The organism is Mesorhizobium sp. M0500 (genome assembly GCF_040321165.1).
In the GTDB taxonomy this organism is placed as follows: domain Bacteria; phylum Pseudomonadota; class Alphaproteobacteria; order Rhizobiales; family Rhizobiaceae; genus Mesorhizobium.
The window spans coordinates 62,837-83,242 of sequence record NZ_JAMYRB010000002.1; the positions used below are offsets into that span (position 1 = coordinate 62,837).

Here is a 20,406-nt window from a genome sequence, read left to right on the forward strand (position 1 = left end):
AATCGATTTTGTTCGGGGGCGGTCTTAGAGCCTTTTCCAACCTTATGAAAGTTGGAAAGCGACACGAACCGTATGGTCGCTCAGCACAAACCTGCCTGCTTGAGCACGCGATACGCCTGGAGCACATCGCGGAACCGGTCTTCCGAACCTCTGTCGCCGCCATTCGCATCCGGGTGGTGGCGTTTCACAAGTTCCTTATAGCGCGCCTTGATATCCTTGCCAGTTGCCTTTGTATCAAGGCCAAGCGTTTCCAGTGCCTTGGCCTCAAGCGGCTTGGCCTTGCGCTCGCGTGCTTCGCGCGGGTCTTTCGGGCCTTTGAACAGGTCGAACGGATCGCGCATGCGATTGTAGTAGCCGGCGCGACCGGAGCGCGCCTGGGCAAAGTCCGGCGAGGAGCGGGTCGAGGCGCCGTTGACGCCCATTTTCCAGGTCGGCCGATGGCCGGTCATGGCTTCCTTCTGGAAGCGGGCGATCTCGGTGTCGGGAACGCCCGAGAAATAATTGAAGCCTTTGTTGTACTCGCGCACATGGTCGAAGCAGAACTGGAAATACTCGCCTTCCTTCATCCGTCCGACCGGGGCACGGTGGGTACCGGCCTCCTTGCAGCCATCCCACTGGCAGATCGGCGAACGCGACTTCAGCTCCGCGTCCTTCTCCGGGCGGATGCGAATCTTCTCGAAATATTTTGGGTACGGCTTCATCTCACCCATTTATGGGCTGTTCGCTGATGCGAAACAAGAATTGACATTTTCGCGATGATCGCCCTAACCGCTGAATCGCGGCATAAAACCGGCGAATTGCGAATTTTGTGCGATGACATAGATGTGGTGAAGGGAAGCGGCGATGTCCATACAGGCAACGATGGAAGGTAAGCTGAAAAAGGCGTTTTCGCCGGAACGGCTGGACGTCATCAACGAAAGCCATCTCCATGCCGGGCATCATCATGTGGATTCCGGCCATCACGCCACCTTCGACGGCACTGGCGAGACGCATTTCCGCGTCCGCATCGTCGCCCCCGCCTTTGCCGGCATGAGCCGCGTCGAACGTCACCGCGCAGTCAACGATCTGCTGGCCGAGGAGTTGAAATCCGGCGTCCACGCCCTGGCAATCGAGCCGGTGGCGCCCGGTGAAAAGACCCGCTGGTAAATTTCAGCCGAGGCTCGCCCTCAGGAAGGCCATCACCGCTGCGGTCAATGCATCGCCTTCGGTGCCGAAGTCGCGATTGATCGACATGTGCGAATAGTCGCTGCCGTCGAACAGCGTGACCTTGGTTCCGGTGGCGCGCAGACGCTCGGCGAAGGCCTGCGCGTCCGCCGCGCGGGCTTTCGCGCGCGAATGGGCGATGAAGGTCGGCGGGTGCTTGCGGCCTTCCACATAGGTGACAGGCGACAGCGCGCGCCACTGCGCCGGATCGGGAAAGGCGCGGGCATAGACCCCTGCCATGCCGCCGCTTCTGGCCAGCGCCTCCAGATCGTAGGCCCTGGTGTCGTCGAGAACCAGCGCCGCGACGCCGGGCAGGCCGCCGCGCAGCCCGGTCAATGCGACGAGATGGCAGCCGGCCGAATGGCCCATGGCGACGATCCGGTCCGGATCGCCGCCATGCCTGGCGATGTTGGCGCGGACGTAACGATAGGCCAGTTCGACATCTGCCGCCTGGGTGGCGACGTCGGCTTCAGGCAGCATCCGGTAGTCGATCGAGACGAAGCCGAAGCCATTGTCGAGCAGGAAACCAGGCTTGGAATTGACATTGTTGCGGTTGCCGACCCGCCAGGCGCCGCCATGGACGAAGAAGACGACCGGCAGGCCGCTTGCGCCATCGCGGGAATAGATGTCGAGCTTGGCCGGCCCATAGTCGAAGGTTTCGGGCGACGGCGAACGCAGCCGCAATGCCGCCGCCTGTCCCGGCAGCAGCGCCGCCATCGACGCCAGAAGCAGGCTTCGCCGATCGATCGTCATCAACTCCTGACTGCCCACGGCTGCCACAAGGTGCGCACTGTCATTCTCCAAGCATCGCCGGCTTGATCCTCAGCCGCGCGATACGGTTCTTGTCGCGCTTCATGACGACGAAGCGCTTGCCGTGAAACGTAAAGGCCTGCTTTTCGTCCGGGATCGACTGCGCCTCGTGGATGACAAGGCCGGCGATGGTGGTGGCTTCCTCGTCCGGCAGGTTCCAGTCGAGCGCCCGGTTAAGGTCGCGGATCGGCACCGTGCCGTCGACGACGACGGAGCCGTCGGCCTCCTGCTTGACGCCCTGGATGTCGATGTCGTGCTCGTCGGCGATCTCGCCGACGATCTCCTCGATGATGTCTTCCAGCGTCACCAGCCCTTCGACCTCGCCATATTCGTCGACGACGATGGCGAAATGCGCCTTGCGGCGCAGGAAGGCATTGAGCTGCTCCTGAAGCGTCGTGGTGTCGGGCACGAACCACGGTTTCGACGCGATCTTCATCACGTCGATCCTGGAAAAATCGTTGCCGACCTCGTTCAGCGCGCGCAGCAGATCCTTCGCGTGCAGCACGCCGACAATGTTGTCGAGCGAACCCTTCCACAACGGCATGCGGGTGTGCGGGCTCTGCAGGATCTCGCGAACCACCGCTTCGGGCGGGTCGTCGGCGTTGACGGAGCGCATATTCGTGCGGTGGACCATGACGTCCGACACTTCGAGCTCCTCGAGGTCGAACAGGCCGCCGATGCGGGCGCGGTCCTCGCGCACCACCTGGCCGTCGCGGCGGAAATCGTCGACGGCGCCGCGCAGTTCCTCGCGCGCAGAGCGCTGCGGCTCGATGCGTTGCAGCTCGTAGCCGAAGGCGGCGAGCAGGCGCCGGCGCAAGACGAAGCCCAGCAGGCCGAGGCCGGCGAGCACGGCAGCCGCGATCCAGCCGGCCTGGCTCATCCCGGGCGGCTTTCCTGCCGACCCGGATGGTTCTCCCGGAGGAACGCCAGCACTTCCGAGGCCGGCACATCCCGGGCGATAAAGGCCTGGCCGATGCCGCGCGTCAGGATGAAGGTCAGCGCGCCGCGCGACACCTTCTTGTCCTGGGTGATGAAGGAGAACAGCGTCTCGGCATCGGGCAGTTCGCCGGGAATGTCGGCCATGCGCCAGGGCAGACCGACGGCGCGAAGATGCGCCTCGACACGCGCCGCGTCGTCGGGGCTCGCCAAATTGAGCCTTGACGAAAAGCGGTGCGCCAGCGCCATGCCGATGGCGACGCCCTCGCCATGCACGAGCCTTGCGCCGTCATAGCCGGTCGCCGCCTCCAGCGCATGACCTAAGGTGTGGCCGAGATTGAGCAACGCGCGGTCGCCGGTCTCGAACTCGTCGCGGGCAACGACGTCGGCCTTGGCACGACAGGCCTCGGCGATGGCCGCAGCCCGCTCCGGCCCGCCGGCAAACACTTGACGCCAGTTTTCTTCCAGCCAGGCGAAAAACTCGGGCCGGTCGATCAGCCCGTATTTGGCCAGTTCGGCATAGCCGGCGCGAAACTCGCGGATTGGCAGCGTGTCGAGCACTTCGGTGTCGGCCAGCACCAGCCTAGGCTGGTGGAATACCCCGACCAGGTTCTTGCCGCGCTTGCTGTTGATGCCGGTCTTGCCGCCGACGGAGGAATCGACCTGCGCCAGCAGCGAGGTCGGAACCTGCACGAAGTTCATGCCGCGCCGCGCGATGCCGGCGGCAAAGCCGGCGAGGTCGCCGACGACGCCGCCGCCGAGCGCGATGACGACGTCGCCGCGCTCCAGCTTGGCGGCCAGCACGCCGTCGACCACCTCTTCGAGATGCGCAAAGCTCTTGGTCTTTTCGCCTGGCGGCAACGTGATGACGGCATGTTGGATGCCACCGCTTGCCAGGCCGGCCGCAAGCGTCGCGAGATGCGCGGCCGCGACGTTTTCGTCGGTGACGACCGCCGCCCGCGTCCCCGGCAGACGGCGCGAAATCTCGGCGCCGGCGCGTGACAGCAGGCCGGGACCGATCAAAATATTGTAGGCACGCTCGCCAAGCCCGACTTCGACAGAGACCGTTGCATCAGCGCTCACGACCGCACCTCGTCAATATCGGCAACGCCGAGATGGCCGCGCAGCGCGTCCACCACTTCGGCGGCAATGATCTCCTTGCGGTCGTCGCGGGTCGGCACGACGACGTCGGCCGCGGCATAAACCGGGTAGCGTTCCGCCATCAGCCGTTCCAGCACGGCGCGTGGATCGGCGCTTTTCAGCAGCGGCCGGTTCTGTTTCTTGGAAACGCGCTCCATCAACAGGTCGATCTCGGCTTTCAGCCAAACCGACACGCCATGGCTGGCGATCGCCTCGCGCGTCTGCGCGTTCATGAAGGCGCCGCCGCCGGTCGACAGCACCTGCGGCCCGTGCTCCAGCACACGCAGGATGACGCGCTGCTCCAGTGCTCGGAACTCCGCCTCGCCATAGCGCTCGAACAGGTCCGGGACGCTCATGCGCGAAACAGTTTCGATCTCCTGGTCGCTGTCGATGAAGGGCAGTGCCAGCATCGCCGCCACCTTGCGGCCGATCGCCGTCTTGCCGGCGCCCATCAGCCCGACGAAGACGATGGAACGGCCGCCCAGCCGGCCGAGCAGCGCGGCATGGCTCTCGCCCGGAGGATTTGCTGGTAGCGCGTTCATGCTTCTAGGGCCTCTTTGGCGGCGTATCGACATCAAAAGCCTGTTTGCGTCAAGCGCGGCGCAACCGGGACTATGGGCTTCACCCTTGAATTGGCCGGATTGGCGTCTCATAAGGGCACAGGGTTGGAAATGCAGAATAAGACGACGGGCGAAAATTAATGCCAACACTGTTTCGCTTTGTCGTGACGCTCGCGATTCTGGCCGGCATTGTCTATGGCGCGATGTTCGCCCTGGTCATGTTCGTCGAGCCGAGGAAGGCGGAAATGAGCGTGCGTATCCCTCCGGAAAAGCTCAATCCCAAAAAATGAACAGCGCCGCCCGCATCGAAGCCTTCCTGGAGATGATGAGCGCCGAGCGCGGCGCGGCCGAAAACACGCTTTCCTCCTATCGCCGCGACCTCGAAGACGCTTCCGTCGGGATCGGCGGTGGGCTTGCCGCTGCCACCAGCGCCGACATCCGTACCTATCTCGACGACATCGCCGCGCGCGGCTTTGCCGCCACCTCGCAGGCGCGCAAATTGTCGGCGATCCGGCAGTTCTTCAAGTTCCTCTACGCCGAAGGCCTGCGGGGTGACGATCCGACCGGCACGCTGGACAGTCCGAGGAAAGGCCGGCCGCTGCCTAAGACGATGAGCGAGGCCGATACCGGCCGGCTGCTCGACCGCGCGGCGCAGGAGGCGGTGGACCCCTCCATGCATGACGGCGACAGGCTGGCGGCGCTGCGCCTGCACGCGCTGGTCGAGGTGCTCTACGCCACCGGCTTGCGCGTTTCGGAGCTGGTCGGCCTTCCCGTGACGGTGGCACAGCGCGACGACCGCTTCTTCATGGTGCGAGGCAAGGGCAACAAGGAGCGCATGGTGCCGCTGTCGGCCAAGGCGCGCACCGCGATGCGGACATGGCTTGCCGCACGGGGGGCGGTGCCGGCTCTTGCCGACAGCCCGTTCCTGTTTCCGGCTGCCTCCGACAGCGGCTATCTCTCGAGACAGGTCTTTGCCCGCGAGCTGAAAGAGCTTGGCGCTCGGGCCGGCATTGCCACGGCGAAGATATCGCCGCATGTGCTGCGCCATGCTTTCGCCAGCCATCTGCTGCAGAACGGCGCTGATCTCAGGGCCGTGCAGCAGTTGCTTGGCCATGCCGATATTTCAACGACGCAGATCTACACGCATGTGCTGGAGGAGCGGCTGGTGCGTCTGGTCAACGATCATCATCCGCTTGCCGACTAGGCGTCATGCCGCTATGTGAGAACGACGTTCCACCGCGCCCAGCCTGCATTTTCAGGCTTGCGTCAGTCATTGCCTTCCGACTTGCCGGTCCGCCCAAGAATGTACAATTACCTCGATTTCGAAAAGCCTGTGCAGGATCTCGAAGGCAAGATCCTTGAGCTGAAGAAGCTTGCCGAGAACGGCGAGGCGGTCGATGTCGGCGATGAGATCGCCCGTCTCGAGAAGCGCTCGCGCGATGCGCTGCGCGACGCCTACAAGGCGCTGACGCCGTGGCAGAAGGTGCAGGTGGCGCGCCATCCGGACAGGCCGCATTGCATCGACTACATCAAGGGCCTGCTTACCGATTTCACGCCGCTCGCCGGCGACCGCAATTTCGGCGAGGACCAGGCGATCGTCGGCGGCTTCGCCCGCTTCCGTGGCGAGCCGGTGGCGATCCTCGGCCAGGAAAAAGGTTCCGACACGGCAAGCCGGCTGAAGCATAATTTCGGCTCGGTCCGGCCGGAGGGCTACCGCAAGGCGGTGCGGCTGATGGAACTCGCCGACCGCTTCCAAATCCCGCTGCTGACGCTGGTCGACACTGCCGGCGCCTATCCCGGCGTCAACGCCGAAGAGCGCGGCCAGGCGGAAGCCATCGCCCGCTCGACCTCGGCCTGCCTTGGCCTGAAGGTGCCGTCGATCTCGGTGGTGATCGGCGAAGGCGGCTCCGGCGGCGCCATAGCGATCGCCACCGCCAACCGCGTCTACATGCTCGAACACGCCATCTATTCGGTGATCTCGCCGGAGGGCGCCGCCTCGATCCTGTGGCGCGACACCACGCGGTCCAAGGACGCGGCGACCAACATGAAGATCACGGCGCAGGACCTGCTGGAGCTGAAGATCATCGACGCCATCATTGCCGAGCCGCTCGGCGGTGCCCATCGCGCCCCCGAAACGGTGATCGCCGCAACCGGCGACCACATCGCCAGGACGATGAAGGAATTCTCCGGCGCCAACACCGATTTCCGCGAGCATCGCCGCGAGAAATACCTGGCGATGGGCCGCAATCTATAACATCCGGCAGGCACGCGGCCCGAAATGTGGCGGCGTGAACCAGTTTCGCCACAAAAATGCCGCCGCATTCGGCTCAGTGGGGTTGCCGTAAGGGGACGCGCCAGCATGATTGCGGTAAGGAATTTTCAAGGTTAACGGGCTTAGGGTCCGTCAGTGGTCAGTTTAGCAGCCGCGGCGTCCGCGGTGCAGAGATGAAGACGATAGCCATATCCATGTTTGCCAAGCTTGCCCGCACCGGAGTTCTGATCGCTGCGATCGGCGTCGCCGGTTGCAATGATGCTTCGATGAAGGATTTTGCGCCGCAAGCCAACAAGCCGCTGCCGGACAAGATCCTGGCCGAGATGAAGGCCAAGGGCATGGTCCGCACCTCCTCGGTGATGGCCCGCATCTTCAAGGAAGAAGGCAAGCTCGAAATCTGGAAGGCCAAGACCAACGGCCGCTACGACCTGGTCGCCAGCTACGACATCTGCAAATGGTCGGGCAAGCTCGGGCCGAAGTTCACCGAAGGCGACCGCCAGGCGCCGGAAGGCTTTTACACGGTCCGCCCGGCACAGATGAACCCGCGGTCGAATTACCACCTGTCCTTCAATATCGGCTACCCGAACGCCTATGACCGCGCCAATGGCCGCACGGGTTCCAACCTGATGGTCCATGGCGCCTGCTCGTCGTCGGGCTGCTATTCGATGACCGACGCGCAGATCGAGCAGATCTACGCCTTCGGCCGCGACGCCTTCCAGGGCGGCCAGACCGAATTCCAGATCCAGGCTTTTCCGTTCCGCATGACCGCCGCCAACATGGCGCGTTACCGCAACGACCCGAACTACGAATTCTGGAAGATGCTGAAGGTCGGCTACGACAATTTCGAAGTCACCAAGGTGCCGCCGAAAGTCGACGTCTGCGAGAAGCGCTACGTCTTCAACCAGGTTGCGGCCGACGGCTCGACCTTTAATCCGACCGGCGCTTGCCCTGCGACCACCCAGCCCGATTCGCTGAAGAGCGCCATCAACGCCTATCAAAGCACCTATGAGGCGGCCTTCAACGGCGCCATGAAGGCCAGCGTGCCGGCACCCAAGCCGACCATCGCCGGGATCAAGGAAGCCAGCATCGTTTCCGACTGGTCGAAACGGCGTGCGCGCGGCGAACGCGTTCCGATCGAGCCGCCCTCGCTCAACCCGGACGGCACCGTGGCCGAAACGGCGCGCATGGGCCGCATCGATTCGCCGGCGGGCCGCAAGATGGCGGCGCTCGATGCCGAAAAGGCCGCCAAGCAGAAGGCCGAGGAACAAAGGCTTGCCGCCATAGAAGCGGCCAAGGCCGCGAAAGAGGCAGCCAAGGCACAGGCCTTGGCCGAGAAGGAAGCTGCCAAAGCCCAGCCGCTCGCCGAAAAGGAAGCTGCCAAGACCGCCGCCGAGATGCCTGTCGCCACCGCCACCGTAGCGCCATCGGAAGCCGCCCCGGCAGTCGAAACGCAGGCTGCGGACGCCGAAAGCACGGCGACAAGGTTGAAGAAAAAGCTGCTCGGCATGTTTGGCGGCTGAACTTCATGCTTGAGCAAGAAGATGGGGGCCAAGAACACAGGCCCTCAACTAGCCCCGCCGCCGTCTACGACCTCAAAGGCTTGAACTGCCCGTTGCCGGTGCTCAAGGCAAAAAAGCGCCTGGCCGCAATGCAGCCGGGCAGCCGGCTGTGGCTCGAAACCACCGACCCGCTCGCCGTCATCGACATTCCCGCCTTCTGCGCCGAGAGCGGCCATCGGCTGATCGAAACGGCGGCGGCGTCAGGCGGCCACCGCTTCCTGGTCGAGCGCGGGATCGGCTGCGTCTCGACTTAGCTCGTTCGGGCGAAAGCGGCTGAGCGGGATAATCTCCCCCCTTGAGGGGGAGATGGCCGGCAGGCCAGAGGGGGTTGCCGCGCGTGAAGCGCCAACCTTTTCTTTCGTCCCACAGGGGGTCGCGCCAGCCGAGGCGACCCCCTCTGTCGCCTTCGGCGACATCTCCCCCTCAAGGGGGGAGATCACGATCCGGCAATAGCCAGCGGGTTGCTTTCCAGTGCTGCGCGATCCGGCGTGTCGATCGACGGCCGGTTGGTGAAGGCGGCGAACAGCCGCCGGACATAGTCTTCGGGCATGTCGAGCGTGATCAGCACCAGTCTGGTGCCGCGCTGGCTGTCCGGCCAGGCCGGCAGTTGCACCGGCGGATGCAGGATCTTCTGCACGCCATGGATAACCAGCGGCCGCGACGGGTCTTCTGCAAGCTCGATGACGCCTTTCATCCGCAAAAGGCGCTCGCCATGCGCCGAGCGCAATAGATCGAGGAACATCTCGATTGCCGAAAACGGCACCGGCCCGTCATGAACCAGCGAATACGAACGCACGCGGGAATCGTGCCTGTGGTCATGGTGATCATGGTCGGCATGGTCATGCCCGTCGTGATCATGCCCGCCGTGGTCATGCCCGCCGTGGTCATGGTCGTGGCCGGCTTCTTCGCCGAGCCAACGCTGCACATCGACGGATTTGGTGGCCGGATTGTAGAGGCCGCTATCGAACAGGGTCGCGGTGCTTGCCTCGCCGGCGTCGAGCACCACGGCGCCCGGGTTGAGCTGCCTGAGCCGCGCCCGCAACGCCTCGACATCGCCTGCATCCGTGGTCAGGTCGGCCTTGCTGAGCACGATGCGATCGGCGACGGCCACCTGCTTCACCGCCTCGACATGCGCATCGAGCGTCGCATTGCCGTTGACGGCATCGACCAGGGTGATGACGCCGTCGAGCCGGAAGGCCTGGACCAGGGCCGGGTGTGCCATGATCGACTGCAGTACGGGGGCGGGATCGGCGAGCCCGGTGGTTTCGACGATGACGCGGGCAAGCCGGTCGATGCGGCCGGTCTGCAGGCGGTCGACGAGGTCAGCCAGCGTGTCGACCAGCTCGCCGCGCACCGTGCAGCAGAGACAGCCGTCGGAGAGCTGGATGATGCCGTCGGAGGCCTGCTCGACCAGGAGATGGTCGATCGCCACCTCGCCGAACTCGTTGATGATGACGGCGGTGTCGGCGAGCGCCGGATCCCGGAGCAGCCGATTGAGCAGCGTCGTCTTGCCGGCACCGAGAAAGCCGGTGAGCACCGAAACGGGGATCGGGAAACCGGCCATGCGGCTAGTTCAGCGCCTTGGCCGGCTGCTGGACCTGCGCGGCGGTGGCGGATCCGGCCACAACTGGCTCGGCGCCGGCCGGCGGCGCCCGGTCCGGCCGCCATGTCGGCAGCGGCACGTCGGCATATTCCTGCCCGGAGGCGTCGAGCATCGCCTTCGGCTTCGGTCCCGTGGCGCCGCCGAGGCCGACGGCGATCAGCGTCGGTACATGGTCGAGCTTTTCCTGATAGGGCGATTTCGGCACGTCCTTGCCCTTGTCGCCGACGGCGGGTGCGGTTTCCGACTGCTCCTCGACCGGCTTCTTCTTGCAGATTTCGTCATTCATGTCGTTGGCCGACATGGTGTCGCCATAGGCGGGCAGCGCCGCTACCGTCAGCCAGCTCGGCGCCGGCGTTGCAAAGCCCTGGTCGAGCAATTTTGCCGCCGCCTCGGCGCGGGTAATGGCCGATTGCTCGCCGAGCACTACGGCGACCAGGGTGCGGCCGTTGCGGGTCGCCGAGCCGATCATGTTGAAGCCGGACGAGCAGACGAAACCCGTCTTCATGCCGTCGGCACCCGGATAGCGGCCGATCAGCAGGTTGTAGTTGGAGATCGCCTTCTTGCCGACGGCAAGGCCTTCGATCGAGAACCAGGGGGCATATTGCGGAAATTCCTTGCGAATCGCCATCACCAGCAAAGCGAGATCGCGCGCTGTCGTATACTGGTCCGGCGAATAGAGCCCGTTCGGATTGACGAAATGGGACCCGCTCATGCCGAGCCTCTGCGCTTCGGCGTTCATGCGTTCGGCGAAAGCCGCTTGCGAACCGCCGATATTCTCGCCGACCGCCATGGCGATATCGTTGGCCGATTTGACCAGCATCATCTTCAGCGCATTGTCCAACCGCATCACCGAGCCCGGGTTGAAGCCCATTTTGCTCGGCGGCTCGCCGGCAGAATGTTTCGTTACCTTGATCGGCGAATCGAGCTGGACCTCGCCCGCGGCAATCGCCCGAAACGCCACATAGGCGGTCATCAGCTTGGTCAGCGAAGCCGGGTACCAGCGCCTGAACGCCTCCTGGTGCTGCAGGATCTTGCCGCTGTTCAGGTCGAACAGGATTGTCGGATTGGCCAAGGCAGGCCCGGCCAGCGCCGCAAGCACCACCGTGCCCGCCACCAACAGTTTGAGGAAATGCCTGTAGCGCATCATGAAAACCGAAATAGCCTCTTGCCGCAGTCCCACCTGGCTCCGTAAGATTTCGTTACACGATCGCCAGGATAATGGTCCGGCCCTCTGTTCCCGGACCACAGTCGCGGTGCTATTTACTCTATGTGACGTCAACATGGCAAAGTGCTGCCGATCACAATGTGGAAGCAGCAGCACAATGCAAAGCAGCGTGCATGGTTGCAAGGCAGCAGGCACAATTGCAAAGCAGCAGGCCAAGACCGCCTGCTCCAACAGCGAAATGGAACCATCATGCCGATCCTGAACCGAGCCGCCGAAATGCAGGACGAGGTGGCCGGCTGGCGCCGCCATTTGCACCAGACGCCGGAGCTGAATTTCGACGTCTTCAAGACCGCCGCTTTCGTCACCGAGAAGCTGAAGGCTTTCGGCTGCGACGATATCGTGACGGGTTTGGGCAAGACCGGCGTCGTCGGCATCATCCGCGGCCGCCACGGCGAAGGCTCGACCATCGGCCTGCGCGCCGACATGGATGCCCTGCCGCTCAACGAGATCACCGGCAAATCCTATGCTTCGACCGTCCCCGGCAAGATGCACGCCTGCGGTCATGACGGCCACACCGCGATGCTGTTGGGTGCCGCCAAATACCTCGCCGAAACGCGCAATTTCGCCGGCTCCGTCGCGGTCATCTTCCAGCCGGCCGAAGAGGGCGGCGGCGGCGGCAACGAGATGGTCAAGGACGGTATGATGGAGCGCTTCGGTATCTCCAAGGTGTTCGGCATGCACAACATGCCGGGCCTGCCGGTCGGTCAGTTCGCCATCAGGCCGGGTCCAATCATGGCGGCGACCGCCGAATTCACCATCACCGTCAAGGGCCGGGGCGGCCACGCGGCGATGCCGCACGGCACCATCGACCCGATCGTCATCACCAGCCAGCTTGTCGGCGCATTGCAGACGATCGCCTCGCGCAGCACCGATCCGGTCGAGGCGGTGGTCGTCTCGGTGACGAAATTCCACGCCGGCGACGCCTATAACGTCATTCCCGAGACGGCCGAGATCGCCGGCACCGTACGCACGCTGAAGAAGGAGGTCGCCAAGAAGGCCGAAGAGCGCATCCGCGCGCTTTGCCAAGGCCTGGGCGCTGCCTTCGGCGCGACAATCGAGGTTGATTACAATGCCAATTACCCCGTCACCTTCAACCATCCGGAAGAGACGGTCTTTGCCAGCGACATCGCGGCCGACGTCGCCGGCGACAGCCATGTGCACCGCGCGATCCAGCCGGTGATGGGCGGCGAGGATTTCTCCTACATGCTTGAAGCGCGGCCGGGCGCCTTCATCTTCATCGGCAATGGCGATACCGCCGGCCTGCACAACCCAGCCTACGACTTCAACGACGAGGTCATCCCGCACGGCATGAGCTATTGGGTGAAGCTGGCGGAAACGGCGCTGGCGGCGTAGCCGTTCGGCATCGGCGGTGCGGCAACCGCGGCACCTCTGGGCGGCAAAACCGGGCAGGACATGCTCTGCTGGTCACTTCCGGCCGGACGACTTCCGGGCAAGGCCGAAGGCAATGCCCAGAGCAATACCTATACCGATGCCCGCAACAATGTTGTCCAACACGACGCCGATAGCCACGCCGATCACGACGCCGAGTGTGAGGTGTTTGGCATCCATTATGCCCGGTCATGTAGCGTGGAAGGGAAGAGCCGCAACCGCTACGGTCCGCTCTTCGGATCCTCGACCTCCAGCGCCTCCATGACCGGCGCCAGCTCATTGTCGTCGGCAGCCTGCGGCTCTTCGCCTGTCCTCGCCTTCGTCAGGGCTGCCTCGATCGCCTCCTGGATATTGCCGAGCTCGTCTTCGCGAACCTCGTGGCCATAGCCGGCAGCGTCGGCATCCTGTTCGAATTGCTGCGCCAGGACGGCGACGCTCACCTCGCTCTCGGCCGGCAGATTGCCGACATTCTCCTGCAGCCAGGTTTCAAAGAACTCTTTGGTCGCGCTCATGCGGTCTCTCCTTCGGGACACTAAAGCGCGCCGGCATCCCGAAAGTTCCGCTATCTGAGCCGTCTTTGCGCCCGTTGCCGGCTGCCCCGCAATTCAGCGCGGCCAGGCGGCGTTGGCGCCGCCTGGCTCGGCTGCTTACTGGCTGGCAGCAGTCGTCGGTTCACACGACACGTTCGGGTTCATATCGGCGAACGCGCCGGTCGGGTTGCCCTTCCAGGCCCAGACATGCAGCTCGTAGAACGGACCGAGGCCATAGCGATTGGGCGCACTGTTGAAGTTGAACAGATGTCCGTCGAGCGAGGCCGGGCCTTTCGAGGTGATGTATTCGACCGCGATCAGTTTTAGCGTGCCGTCGGCCATCGGCTCGTACATGACGGCTTCAGGCTTGGCGACATCGACCGCGTCGTCCTTGAGGTAGCCCGGATTGACGTAATGGATGCCCATTGCGCCGCCGGTGATGCCGCTGGCGCAAGGAATGGGCGCATAGCCCTCAGCGGTCGCCGCCGCCACATTCTCGAAGCGGCTGTTGGCCGCGCGTACCTTGTCGGCCAGCGGATTGGGACCGGACGCGGGCGCTGCCTGATGCGCCTGCGCCAGCGCAGTGCAGGCCGACAGCAGCGCCGCGGCAGCGAGAACTCTATTGCGAAAGTTGATTGTCATAGTCATTCCATTCTTCTTGAAAAGCACAGCCCGGCTGGCCGCCGGAGGTAAGGAGGTCCGGCAGGTGGGCGCTGTGGCTGTTGTTGCTGGGAGATCCCTATCCCGATGCGACGAATGCAGGGGAAGATCATCCCTTCGGCAGATACGGGATCGTCCCAGCCAGATCGGAGTTGTCGATCAGCTGGAAACGGCTGTCGCTGCCGCCCTGACGGGCCGAAACGAACGGTGCGTAGGCAGGATCGTCGGTGAAGGCGCGCGCCGCTGCCTCGGTCGGGAACGCCATCAAGGCAATCAGCGTCGTGTCGAGCGGCTTGCCTTCGAGTGTCTTCACATTGCCGCTGCGCGACAGATATCTGCCGCCGTGCTTGTGAACGAGGTCGTGGACCGACGCGGCATAGGCCGGCATCCACTTCGGGTCCCTCACCTTGATGTCTGCGATAACGTAAGCGGTCATGGGTCATGTCTCCTGGTCGTGCACAGGGGTATCCCGTGCAGCGGCAGAGGGGTCGCACGGCAAGGGTCGCGCCAGCCAGTCCGCGATCTGTACTGGTGTGGTACAGTTTCTGTACTCGCCGTGCCGCGGGGGAAGGCCTATGATCCCGGCTGAGTTTGAGGGGAAGGCAACATCATGACCCAGTCCGGATACAAGCAGTTCTGCCCGCTATCGATGGCCGCCGAGGTGCTGTGCACCCGCTGGACCATGGTTCTGCTTCGCGAATTGGTGGCGGGCTCGACCCGTTTCAACGATCTGCGCCGCGGCGTCCCCAAAATGTCGCCGACCCTTCTGTCGCAACGCCTCAAGGAGCTCGAGCTGGCCGGGATCGTCGAGCGCAAGGAGGTGCGCGGCGAGAAAGGCATCTTCGAATACCGGATGACCGAGGCAGGCAGGGATCTGCGTTCCGTTGTCGAGGCGATGGGCTTTTGGGGGCAGAAATGGGTCGAGTCGCGGCTGTCGCTGAAGAACCTCGATCCGTCGCTGCTGATGTGGGACATGCGGCGCAACCTCAACGCGTCACCGCTGCCCGACGGCCGCACGGTGATACAATTTCTGTATCAGGAGCTCCCCGCCTCCAAGCGGTCATGGTGGCTGATCGTCGAGAAGCACGGCGAGGTCGACCTCTGCTGGTACGATCCGGGCTTCGATGTCGATCTCTACGTCTCGACCGACCTGCACACCATGACCGAAATCTGGATGGGCCTGATCACCGTCGAGAAGGCCGGGGCGAAAGTCATCTTGACGGGAGACCAGAATATCGCCCGTAAAATGCAGACCTGGCTGGGCCTGAGCCCGTTCGCGGTCGAACCCAAGCGAGCTGCCTAGCTGCCTCTTGGCGAAACGTCCCGAAGCGGTTATGTGTCGGGCGCGATGGTCCCGTAGCTCAGTAGGATAGAGCGGCAGATTCCTAATCTGTAGGTCACAGGTTCGATTCCTGTCGGGATCACCATGTTTTTCAAGTACTTAGCGCGAAATCGCCGTACTTTTTTTGCAGGATTTTTGCGAAATAAGTACGGCGAATTTCGCAGACCTTCAGACTTTGGGCACCCATATTCCAAGGGCGAAGCGGCCCAAAACCGCTGCGAAGCGCGGCGCTACGATGCCTAAATCGAGGTAGGTAATCGTTGTTCCCAATCAACTTGCCCGTTTTTCGACGCACCGAGACGACGGACGACAGCCGCTACCGACCGTCAGCGTCGACGTCTCCTTGGCAGCGCCGAAAGGTCTCGCTACTTCGTCGTCCAATCGAGACCGCGGCGAGTAAGAATGCGAACATCATCATCATCGATCACGAGGTCGAACTCGACTCGTGTGTCCATCCGTCCCCTTAGGGCGGATTGTCCACCAAAGTCCGCATCATAGGGGGAATGGACGCCCCCGGTCTGGCGGCTAGAGGAACGGAACGCTATCATTTTATTGTATTAGTAATGACGCATGAAATGGCCTACAATTGACTTTACCCGGCAGCGCCACTGGCAGCCGGTAGGCCCGGCGGCCCCCTGGAACCCCCGATCGGCTGTCGGCCCGTCCCCATGAAAGTTACGTGCGGTGGCGACCAACGTGAGACGAGATCGAACCAACAACCCCGCAACCGGCATCAAGGGCAAGCGCCACGGGCCGCCGGCCAACGACGAAGCAGGATATTTCGAGTTCTGCCCCGTTTGTGGCCAGACGTTCGACAAGCGAAACCTTGGCGAGGTGCTGCATCACTGTCTCCCCGACCATGAGCCGTTGAACTCGATGAATAGGTGACTAGCGTTCGAACAGATGGTTTCGCTCATCCAAGATCGTGATCGGTCCCAACCAGACGATCTCAAAAGTGATTGCGGATGTGGTCGTTAAAGTAGCGGGCTTGGCGAAAGCCGCTTTGAACCCGGCAAAGGTCTCCGGTGGTACCCGGAACCATTGCACATTGAGCGGAATTGGCTGAAAGTGATCGAACCACAGGACGGGGGTGTCGGACGGCCACGCATCCAGGTGGCCGAGGCGCGGATCGATCGGCGGGACAGGGGGAGAAATGCACCCTTGGACGAAGGCTGAGCTTGCGGAGATCACCGGAGGCATATGGGAAGGCGAGCTGCCGGAAGCCTGGACGACCGACTGCATAGCCTTCTGCGACGCACTGATCGGCCCCGGCGCGCTCGTCATCCCGCGCGTTGGCACCTACCGTTACGGCGTACACCCCAGGAAGATCAGGCGCTTCAGGCGACAGGGGCTCGCGCTCCTCGCGGACCGAGAGTACCGGCCCAACTTCGAAGACTTGCCGTTGCTCCGGGTGGCTTCGGTCCGCGTCGCCATGAAGTATCTAGCCGAGCGAGCGCGGTCTGCTTACGGCGGACGCCTGATCGCGGTTGGCGGCAGCGTCGGCAAGACGAGCACCACGGCGATGATCAACGTCATTCTCACCGCAGCTGGTTATCCACCTTTTCCGGGCGAAAACTTCAATACCGTCTCCGGCGTGCTCGGCCTGATCGCCAACCTTCCCCCTGATGGCATCCACGCTATCGAGGTGTCGATTGGCTTTTTTCGGCGGCTCCTTGAGGTATCTGCGCTCAAGCCGCATGTCGCTCTTATCACGACGATCGGCGACGCCCATCTCGAAGAGTACGGCTCGCGTGAGGCCATCGCCAAGTTGAAAGCCCGCCTGTACGATGTCGCTGAGGGCGGCACTGCGATCATGCCTCGGGATTCCGAGCATTTCGAATATCTCCGAGCCCGCGCGCTGTCGTTCGGGGCGAAGGTCGTGTCCTTCGGTGGACATGCTAAGGCCGACTACCGGCTCGTGGACTATTCGCACGAAGATCAACTGGTGCGTGCGGTCCTGAAGGGCCGGGATTTCGCCTACAAGCTAGGTAATCCAGGGCGGCACATGGCAGTCAACAGCCTCAGCGCGCTGGCGGCTGTCGATTCGCTCGGCCTTGATCTGGGAGCTGCGACCAACGCGCTCGGGGAGGTGCAGGCCATCCACGGACGTGGCGAAGTCATACGCATCGCCCTCGCGTCCGGCGAGGTCCATGTCGTCGATGAGGCCTACAACGCGAATCCGACATCGGTGGCCGCCGTGCTGGCGGCACTCGCTGAGGGGAAGCGCGCAAGTGGGGGCCGAAAGCTTGCCCTTCTTGGCGACATGCGGGAACTCGGGCCACGATCGGCCGAATTTCACGCCGGTCTGGCGGAACCCGTTCTCGCGGCCGATCTGGATATGGTGATGACGGTTGGGACGCAGATGACATATCTCCGTCGTGCCCTGCCGGAGTACCTCCTCGGCCCACACTTCGCGACAGCAGACGATGTGTTGCCCGAGCTCGCCACTATCCTGCGCGCGAAGGACCGCCTTCTTGTGAAAGCTTCGAATGCCATGGGTCTGCATGAAGTTGTAACTCGCTTGCGCCGGCAATTTGGACGCTAGTCCGCCGCGATATACGTCGAATTTCGCTGTTTTTTTGGACCAAAGCAGAAAAATTGACCGGAGATCAGCTCCGCCCATGACTGGTTCCACAACCAAACAGTCTCAGGCACTTGGCGGAAAATTGTGCTTCGCCGCCTGATTCGATCTGTGCTGCCTCCGGGTGACTAGGATAGCGCCGGCTGGACGCCGCCAACCGAAGAGCTGCGCACAGTCATGCCCCGCTCGGTCATTTCGGCCATGCATATAACGGCAGCCGCCCGGAATGGTTGGTTGGTCCGAGCCCAATGCAGCAACAACAAAGATATAGCCCTGTGCCGAGCACTGACATCAGTATTGCTTCAGCGAAGGAGCACTATTCCTAAGTCTCCAAGGCCTTTCGGCGGAGTCGCACCATACCAGTCCAGGGCCACACTCGAGTTGCCACTATAGAAAAATTGCCACGCAACAATCCAACCTGAGTTGGCAGTCGACTTCAGGTCTGTTGTCCCTCTCATCCGAAAACGATGATGGGGCAGGTAGATAGCCCCTTCAATTAAGTAGTTTTTGTTTCCGGACAATGAGACCGTTGGCACAGAAGGCGTAACTGTGCGTGACCCGAAGATAGCGATGCCAGCGTAAATGCCGCTCGTGGGAGCCGAAATCCTTACGCCACCTTTGCCTGCTGACTGAATAATGCTTGACTCGGAGTCAACGAATATCGTGACTTCGTCGCCCGAGAGATTCACATGGCTGCCGATGCTCACTGTTGCGTTCTGAAAATAGTGAACTCCGGGAGAAAGAACGACATTTCCATCGAGGTCAATGTTTCCACAGAACACCCGGCCGGCCGGAATGGTAACATCGGTCAGCATCTGATCACTGTAGTCGCAGCCGTTCGGTGGAACGGGCTGCGGTAGATCGACAAGGGGGTCTGCAAGTTCGGGTTGGTTGGTTTTCGGGATGATGGTGTAACCGCCGCCTTGGTAATTGCCCACTATAGAGATTTTTCTGGCGACAATCTTTCCGGTTCCAACGTGCCTCAGTGCCCTTGGACTGGAGGAATTCACTTGGATACCGCAGTTTGGCACCGAAAGCCCCCCGGAACCCATTACCGTCAGCGCTCCATTTGAGGCAGGATCGAGGACATAGAAGCAATAATCCGGCGCGGCTTTTCGGGCCGTTGCCGCCGCGTGAAGGTTAATGCTCCGAATTCCAGCAAGACTCATGAAAGCGGTTGGCATTCCAGCTGAGATTTCAACCGCCGCCTCTCGCGTCCCAGCAGAAGGAGTGGTGATGCTCACCCCAACGACAGCGCCGGTCACGAAGGAGCCATTGGCCAGCGCCCAATTCTTCGCGGCCTGGACGGCTGCTTCGTTTCCTCCATCGCTCTCGACAGCAACAAGAGCCGCCGAATCGGCTATCTCCTGCAGCTTGGATCTCCAGGAAGCGGCGTTGGTAAAGTCAATGCTAAGGCCGAGGGCCAAGCCCAGTGGCACCACCATTAAGGCCATCGCGACGGCAAAGTTCCCCCGTTTTTCGGGCGGCAGATCTTTCAGTCTCCGCATCCAGAAGCCCTCTCTTAAGAGCACCTTAGACCGAAGATGGTTTAGAATTTACTAAATTAGAACAACAAAACGCAGCGGCAATTCACGCTCGGCAAAAAGGCGATGCAAGCTGTCTCGCTGCTCATTGAGCTGAGTGAAACGCGGCAGACCTTGAAGTCAGCGATGTGCTAATTCTTTACTTAAGGCCGAAGACTTGCTGAGCCTGGTCAGACTGCAACAAGTCGCGTGCCGAATGTCCGACACCCGGCAAAATCACGAGACGCCAATTGAAAGGCCACCCGTTAGCGGTCGCGACAGCTTGCGCCAGCTCAAAAGTGAACTGCCCCCGATCCAAACGCGTCTCTCCTTGGCGCATAGCAGCTGCGCTTTCGTTTAGATCGACATCGCCAGTGTCGTCTTCCCCAAGATAGATCGTTAGCGGCAAAGCCAGATAGGCCTTCAACTCCTGAGAGGCCTGATCCGGCGTATAGACGCAGCCCGAGGAGAGACATCCCAGCCCGTAGGCTGCCGCCTCTGCTAGCGAGGGCAATACGTAGGTCGACGGATTGGCTACGACCACTCTCTTGGCATCCGACAAGGCAAATGCTGCAACACGCGACATGAATTGACCTCCCGCCGAGTGCCCAAAAAGGTAATACTGGGCAGTCGGCAGCCCCTCTCGGGCCCTCGCCCAGTTTACCAAGCCCTTCACGTACCAAACAGTCCACCTGTCCCGAGGTTGAATTGTGCCCGAGTTGACAATGCCTCCCCGCTGATAGCTCCAGCCTGGGAACCTTTCCAGGTCGAAAAGCGGCGCCATAACGATCAGGCAATTTCGATCCGCAAGAGGCTGCGCGTAGTCTCGGTAGGATTCGGCCGTTCGGCTTAGTCCATGGAACACGAACAGGATCGATGGATTGGAACAGTTCTTCGGATGATAGGTGTATACTGTCAACTTTATGCCGTTAATAGTTGCTGAGGTCGTACCTTTGCCGACCTTCCAGGCAAGTACTTGGCCTGAATACGTCAGACTACAGCCTAAGACGACTGCCCCTAACAGACGGATTAGAAATCGCACCTGTCGCTCCCATGGACGATCCCGCAGGGAT

Annotated in this window: 22 protein-coding genes and 1 tRNA gene; 10 read left to right on the forward strand and 13 right to left on the reverse strand. The window is 62.4% G+C overall.

Annotated elements, in window-relative coordinates; translation table 11 throughout:
• Nucleotides 1-80: 80 nt before the first annotated feature.
• The gene (locus tag NKI70_RS04040; RefSeq protein WP_036238769.1) at nucleotides 81-710 is read right to left on the reverse strand and encodes a J domain-containing protein; all 630 of its coding nucleotides are present in this window, start codon (nucleotides 708-710) and stop codon (nucleotides 81-83) included.
• A gap of 133 nt (nucleotides 711-843) precedes the next feature.
• Between NKI70_RS04040 and NKI70_RS04045 the strand changes: the two genes are divergently transcribed.
• Nucleotides 844-1,146 (forward strand): BolA family protein, encoded by a 303-nt coding sequence (locus tag NKI70_RS04045; RefSeq protein WP_023677889.1) that lies wholly within the window; start codon nucleotides 844-846, stop codon nucleotides 1,144-1,146.
• A 3-nt stretch (nucleotides 1,147-1,149) separates the two neighbouring features.
• Here NKI70_RS04045 and NKI70_RS04050 read toward each other — a convergent pair whose 3' ends face one another.
• Genes NKI70_RS04050 through NKI70_RS04065 form a run of 4 tightly spaced genes read right to left on the reverse strand, consistent with a single transcriptional unit; the run spans nucleotide 1,150 to nucleotide 4,631 of the window.
• Nucleotides 1,150-1,956, reverse strand: coding sequence for an alpha/beta hydrolase (locus tag NKI70_RS04050; RefSeq protein WP_023677888.1), 807 nt, complete (start codon nucleotides 1,954-1,956; stop codon nucleotides 1,150-1,152).
• Nucleotides 1,957-1,996: 40 nt separating this feature from the next.
• Nucleotides 1,997-2,893 (reverse strand): HlyC/CorC family transporter, encoded by an 897-nt coding sequence (locus tag NKI70_RS04055; protein ID WP_023677887.1) that lies wholly within the window; start codon nucleotides 2,891-2,893, stop codon nucleotides 1,997-1,999.
• Nucleotides 2,890-4,032 (reverse strand): 3-dehydroquinate synthase, encoded by a 1,143-nt coding sequence (gene aroB, locus NKI70_RS04060; RefSeq protein ID WP_023677886.1) that lies wholly within the window; start codon nucleotides 4,030-4,032, stop codon nucleotides 2,890-2,892. The genes NKI70_RS04055 and aroB overlap by 4 nt, the downstream gene beginning before the upstream one ends.
• A complete protein-coding gene (locus NKI70_RS04065; protein WP_352457618.1) occupies nucleotides 4,029-4,631 on the reverse strand; it encodes a shikimate kinase in 603 nt (200 codons plus the stop codon). Before NKI70_RS04065 ends, aroB begins: the two co-directional genes overlap by 4 nt.
• A 158-nt stretch (nucleotides 4,632-4,789) precedes the next feature.
• Between NKI70_RS04065 and NKI70_RS04070 the strand changes: the two genes are divergently transcribed.
• The 5 genes from NKI70_RS04070 to NKI70_RS04090 all read left to right on the forward strand — a co-directional run bounded on the left by NKI70_RS04070 (nucleotide 4,790) and on the right by NKI70_RS04090 (nucleotide 8,734).
• Complete coding sequence (locus NKI70_RS04070; protein WP_023677884.1) at nucleotides 4,790-4,939, forward strand: hypothetical protein; 150 nt, start codon at nucleotides 4,790-4,792, stop codon at nucleotides 4,937-4,939.
• Nucleotides 4,936-5,853 (forward strand): site-specific tyrosine recombinase XerD, encoded by a 918-nt coding sequence (locus NKI70_RS04075; RefSeq protein ID WP_023677883.1) that lies wholly within the window; start codon nucleotides 4,936-4,938, stop codon nucleotides 5,851-5,853. Before NKI70_RS04070 ends, NKI70_RS04075 begins: the two co-directional genes overlap by 4 nt.
• Before the next feature lie 99 nt (nucleotides 5,854-5,952).
• Nucleotides 5,953-6,903 carry an acetyl-CoA carboxylase carboxyltransferase subunit alpha gene (locus NKI70_RS04080; protein WP_023677882.1) on the forward strand — a complete coding sequence of 317 codons (951 nt, stop codon included), beginning with the start codon at nucleotides 5,953-5,955 and terminating at the stop codon, nucleotides 6,901-6,903.
• Between the two features lie 212 nt (nucleotides 6,904-7,115).
• A complete protein-coding gene (locus NKI70_RS04085) occupies nucleotides 7,116-8,441 on the forward strand; it encodes a L,D-transpeptidase family protein (protein WP_352574939.1) in 1,326 nt (441 codons plus the stop codon).
• A 5-nt stretch (nucleotides 8,442-8,446) separates the two neighbouring features.
• Nucleotides 8,447-8,734 (forward strand): sulfurtransferase TusA family protein, encoded by a 288-nt coding sequence (locus NKI70_RS04090; RefSeq protein WP_352574904.1) that lies wholly within the window; start codon nucleotides 8,447-8,449, stop codon nucleotides 8,732-8,734.
• 182 nt (nucleotides 8,735-8,916) lie between these two features.
• Here the strand turns inward: NKI70_RS04090 and NKI70_RS04095 are convergent, their stop codons facing one another.
• Both NKI70_RS04095 and NKI70_RS04100 read right to left on the reverse strand, forming a co-directional pair.
• Nucleotides 8,917-10,044, reverse strand: a complete 1,128-nt coding sequence (locus tag NKI70_RS04095; RefSeq protein ID WP_352589741.1) for a CobW family GTP-binding protein — start codon at nucleotides 10,042-10,044, stop codon at nucleotides 8,917-8,919.
• Nucleotides 10,045-10,048: 4 nt separating this feature from the next.
• Nucleotides 10,049-11,227 carry a D-alanyl-D-alanine carboxypeptidase family protein gene (locus tag NKI70_RS04100; protein WP_352457638.1) on the reverse strand — a complete coding sequence of 393 codons (1,179 nt, stop codon included), beginning with the start codon at nucleotides 11,225-11,227 and terminating at the stop codon, nucleotides 10,049-10,051.
• A gap of 270 nt (nucleotides 11,228-11,497) precedes the next feature.
• On the opposite strand from NKI70_RS04100, the gene NKI70_RS04105 reads away from it, so the two are divergent.
• Nucleotides 11,498-12,661, forward strand: coding sequence for a M20 aminoacylase family protein (locus NKI70_RS04105; protein WP_352451192.1), 1,164 nt, complete (start codon nucleotides 11,498-11,500; stop codon nucleotides 12,659-12,661).
• 72 nt (nucleotides 12,662-12,733) lie between these two features.
• Here NKI70_RS04105 and NKI70_RS04110 read toward each other — a convergent pair whose 3' ends face one another.
• The 4 genes from NKI70_RS04110 to NKI70_RS04125 all read right to left on the reverse strand — a co-directional run bounded on the left by NKI70_RS04110 (nucleotide 12,734) and on the right by NKI70_RS04125 (nucleotide 14,323).
• On the reverse strand, nucleotides 12,734-12,877 hold the full coding sequence (locus NKI70_RS04110; protein ID WP_198023575.1) for a glycine zipper domain-containing protein: 144 nt from the start codon (nucleotides 12,875-12,877) through the stop codon (nucleotides 12,734-12,736).
• 41 nt (nucleotides 12,878-12,918) lie between these two features.
• Nucleotides 12,919-13,209 carry a hypothetical protein gene (locus NKI70_RS04115; RefSeq protein WP_352451191.1) on the reverse strand — a complete coding sequence of 97 codons (291 nt, stop codon included), beginning with the start codon at nucleotides 13,207-13,209 and terminating at the stop codon, nucleotides 12,919-12,921.
• Nucleotides 13,210-13,344: 135 nt separating this feature from the next.
• Nucleotides 13,345-13,875: a hypothetical protein gene (locus NKI70_RS04120; protein ID WP_352570595.1), complete on the reverse strand. Its 531-nt coding sequence runs from the start codon at nucleotides 13,873-13,875 to the stop codon at nucleotides 13,345-13,347.
• Nucleotides 13,876-13,996: 121 nt separating this feature from the next.
• Complete coding sequence (locus tag NKI70_RS04125) at nucleotides 13,997-14,323, reverse strand: DUF1330 domain-containing protein (protein WP_023677873.1); 327 nt, start codon at nucleotides 14,321-14,323, stop codon at nucleotides 13,997-13,999.
• A gap of 174 nt (nucleotides 14,324-14,497) precedes the next feature.
• Here NKI70_RS04125 and NKI70_RS04130 point away from each other — a divergent pair, with 174 nt between their 5' ends.
• The 3 genes from NKI70_RS04130 to NKI70_RS04140 all read left to right on the forward strand — a co-directional run bounded on the left by NKI70_RS04130 (nucleotide 14,498) and on the right by NKI70_RS04140 (nucleotide 17,774).
• On the forward strand, nucleotides 14,498-15,190 hold the full coding sequence (locus tag NKI70_RS04130; RefSeq protein ID WP_352696794.1) for a winged helix-turn-helix transcriptional regulator: 693 nt from the start codon (nucleotides 14,498-14,500) through the stop codon (nucleotides 15,188-15,190).
• 47 nt (nucleotides 15,191-15,237) lie between these two features.
• Nucleotides 15,238-15,314, forward strand: a tRNA-Arg gene (locus NKI70_RS04135).
• 1,068 nt (nucleotides 15,315-16,382) lie between these two features.
• Nucleotides 16,383-17,774, forward strand: coding sequence for a UDP-N-acetylmuramoyl-tripeptide--D-alanyl-D-alanine ligase (locus NKI70_RS04140; RefSeq protein WP_352724326.1), 1,392 nt, complete (start codon nucleotides 16,383-16,385; stop codon nucleotides 17,772-17,774).
• A 338-nt stretch (nucleotides 17,775-18,112) separates the two neighbouring features.
• On the opposite strand, the gene NKI70_RS04145 is transcribed toward NKI70_RS04140, so the two are convergent.
• Nucleotides 18,113-19,318 carry a TadE/TadG family type IV pilus assembly protein gene (locus NKI70_RS04145; RefSeq protein ID WP_352574895.1) on the reverse strand — a complete coding sequence of 402 codons (1,206 nt, stop codon included), beginning with the start codon at nucleotides 19,316-19,318 and terminating at the stop codon, nucleotides 18,113-18,115.
• A gap of 175 nt (nucleotides 19,319-19,493) precedes the next feature.
• Nucleotides 19,494-19,919, reverse strand: coding sequence for a hypothetical protein (locus tag NKI70_RS04150; protein WP_352451186.1), 426 nt, complete (start codon nucleotides 19,917-19,919; stop codon nucleotides 19,494-19,496).
• Nucleotides 19,920-20,406 lie beyond the last annotated feature (487 nt).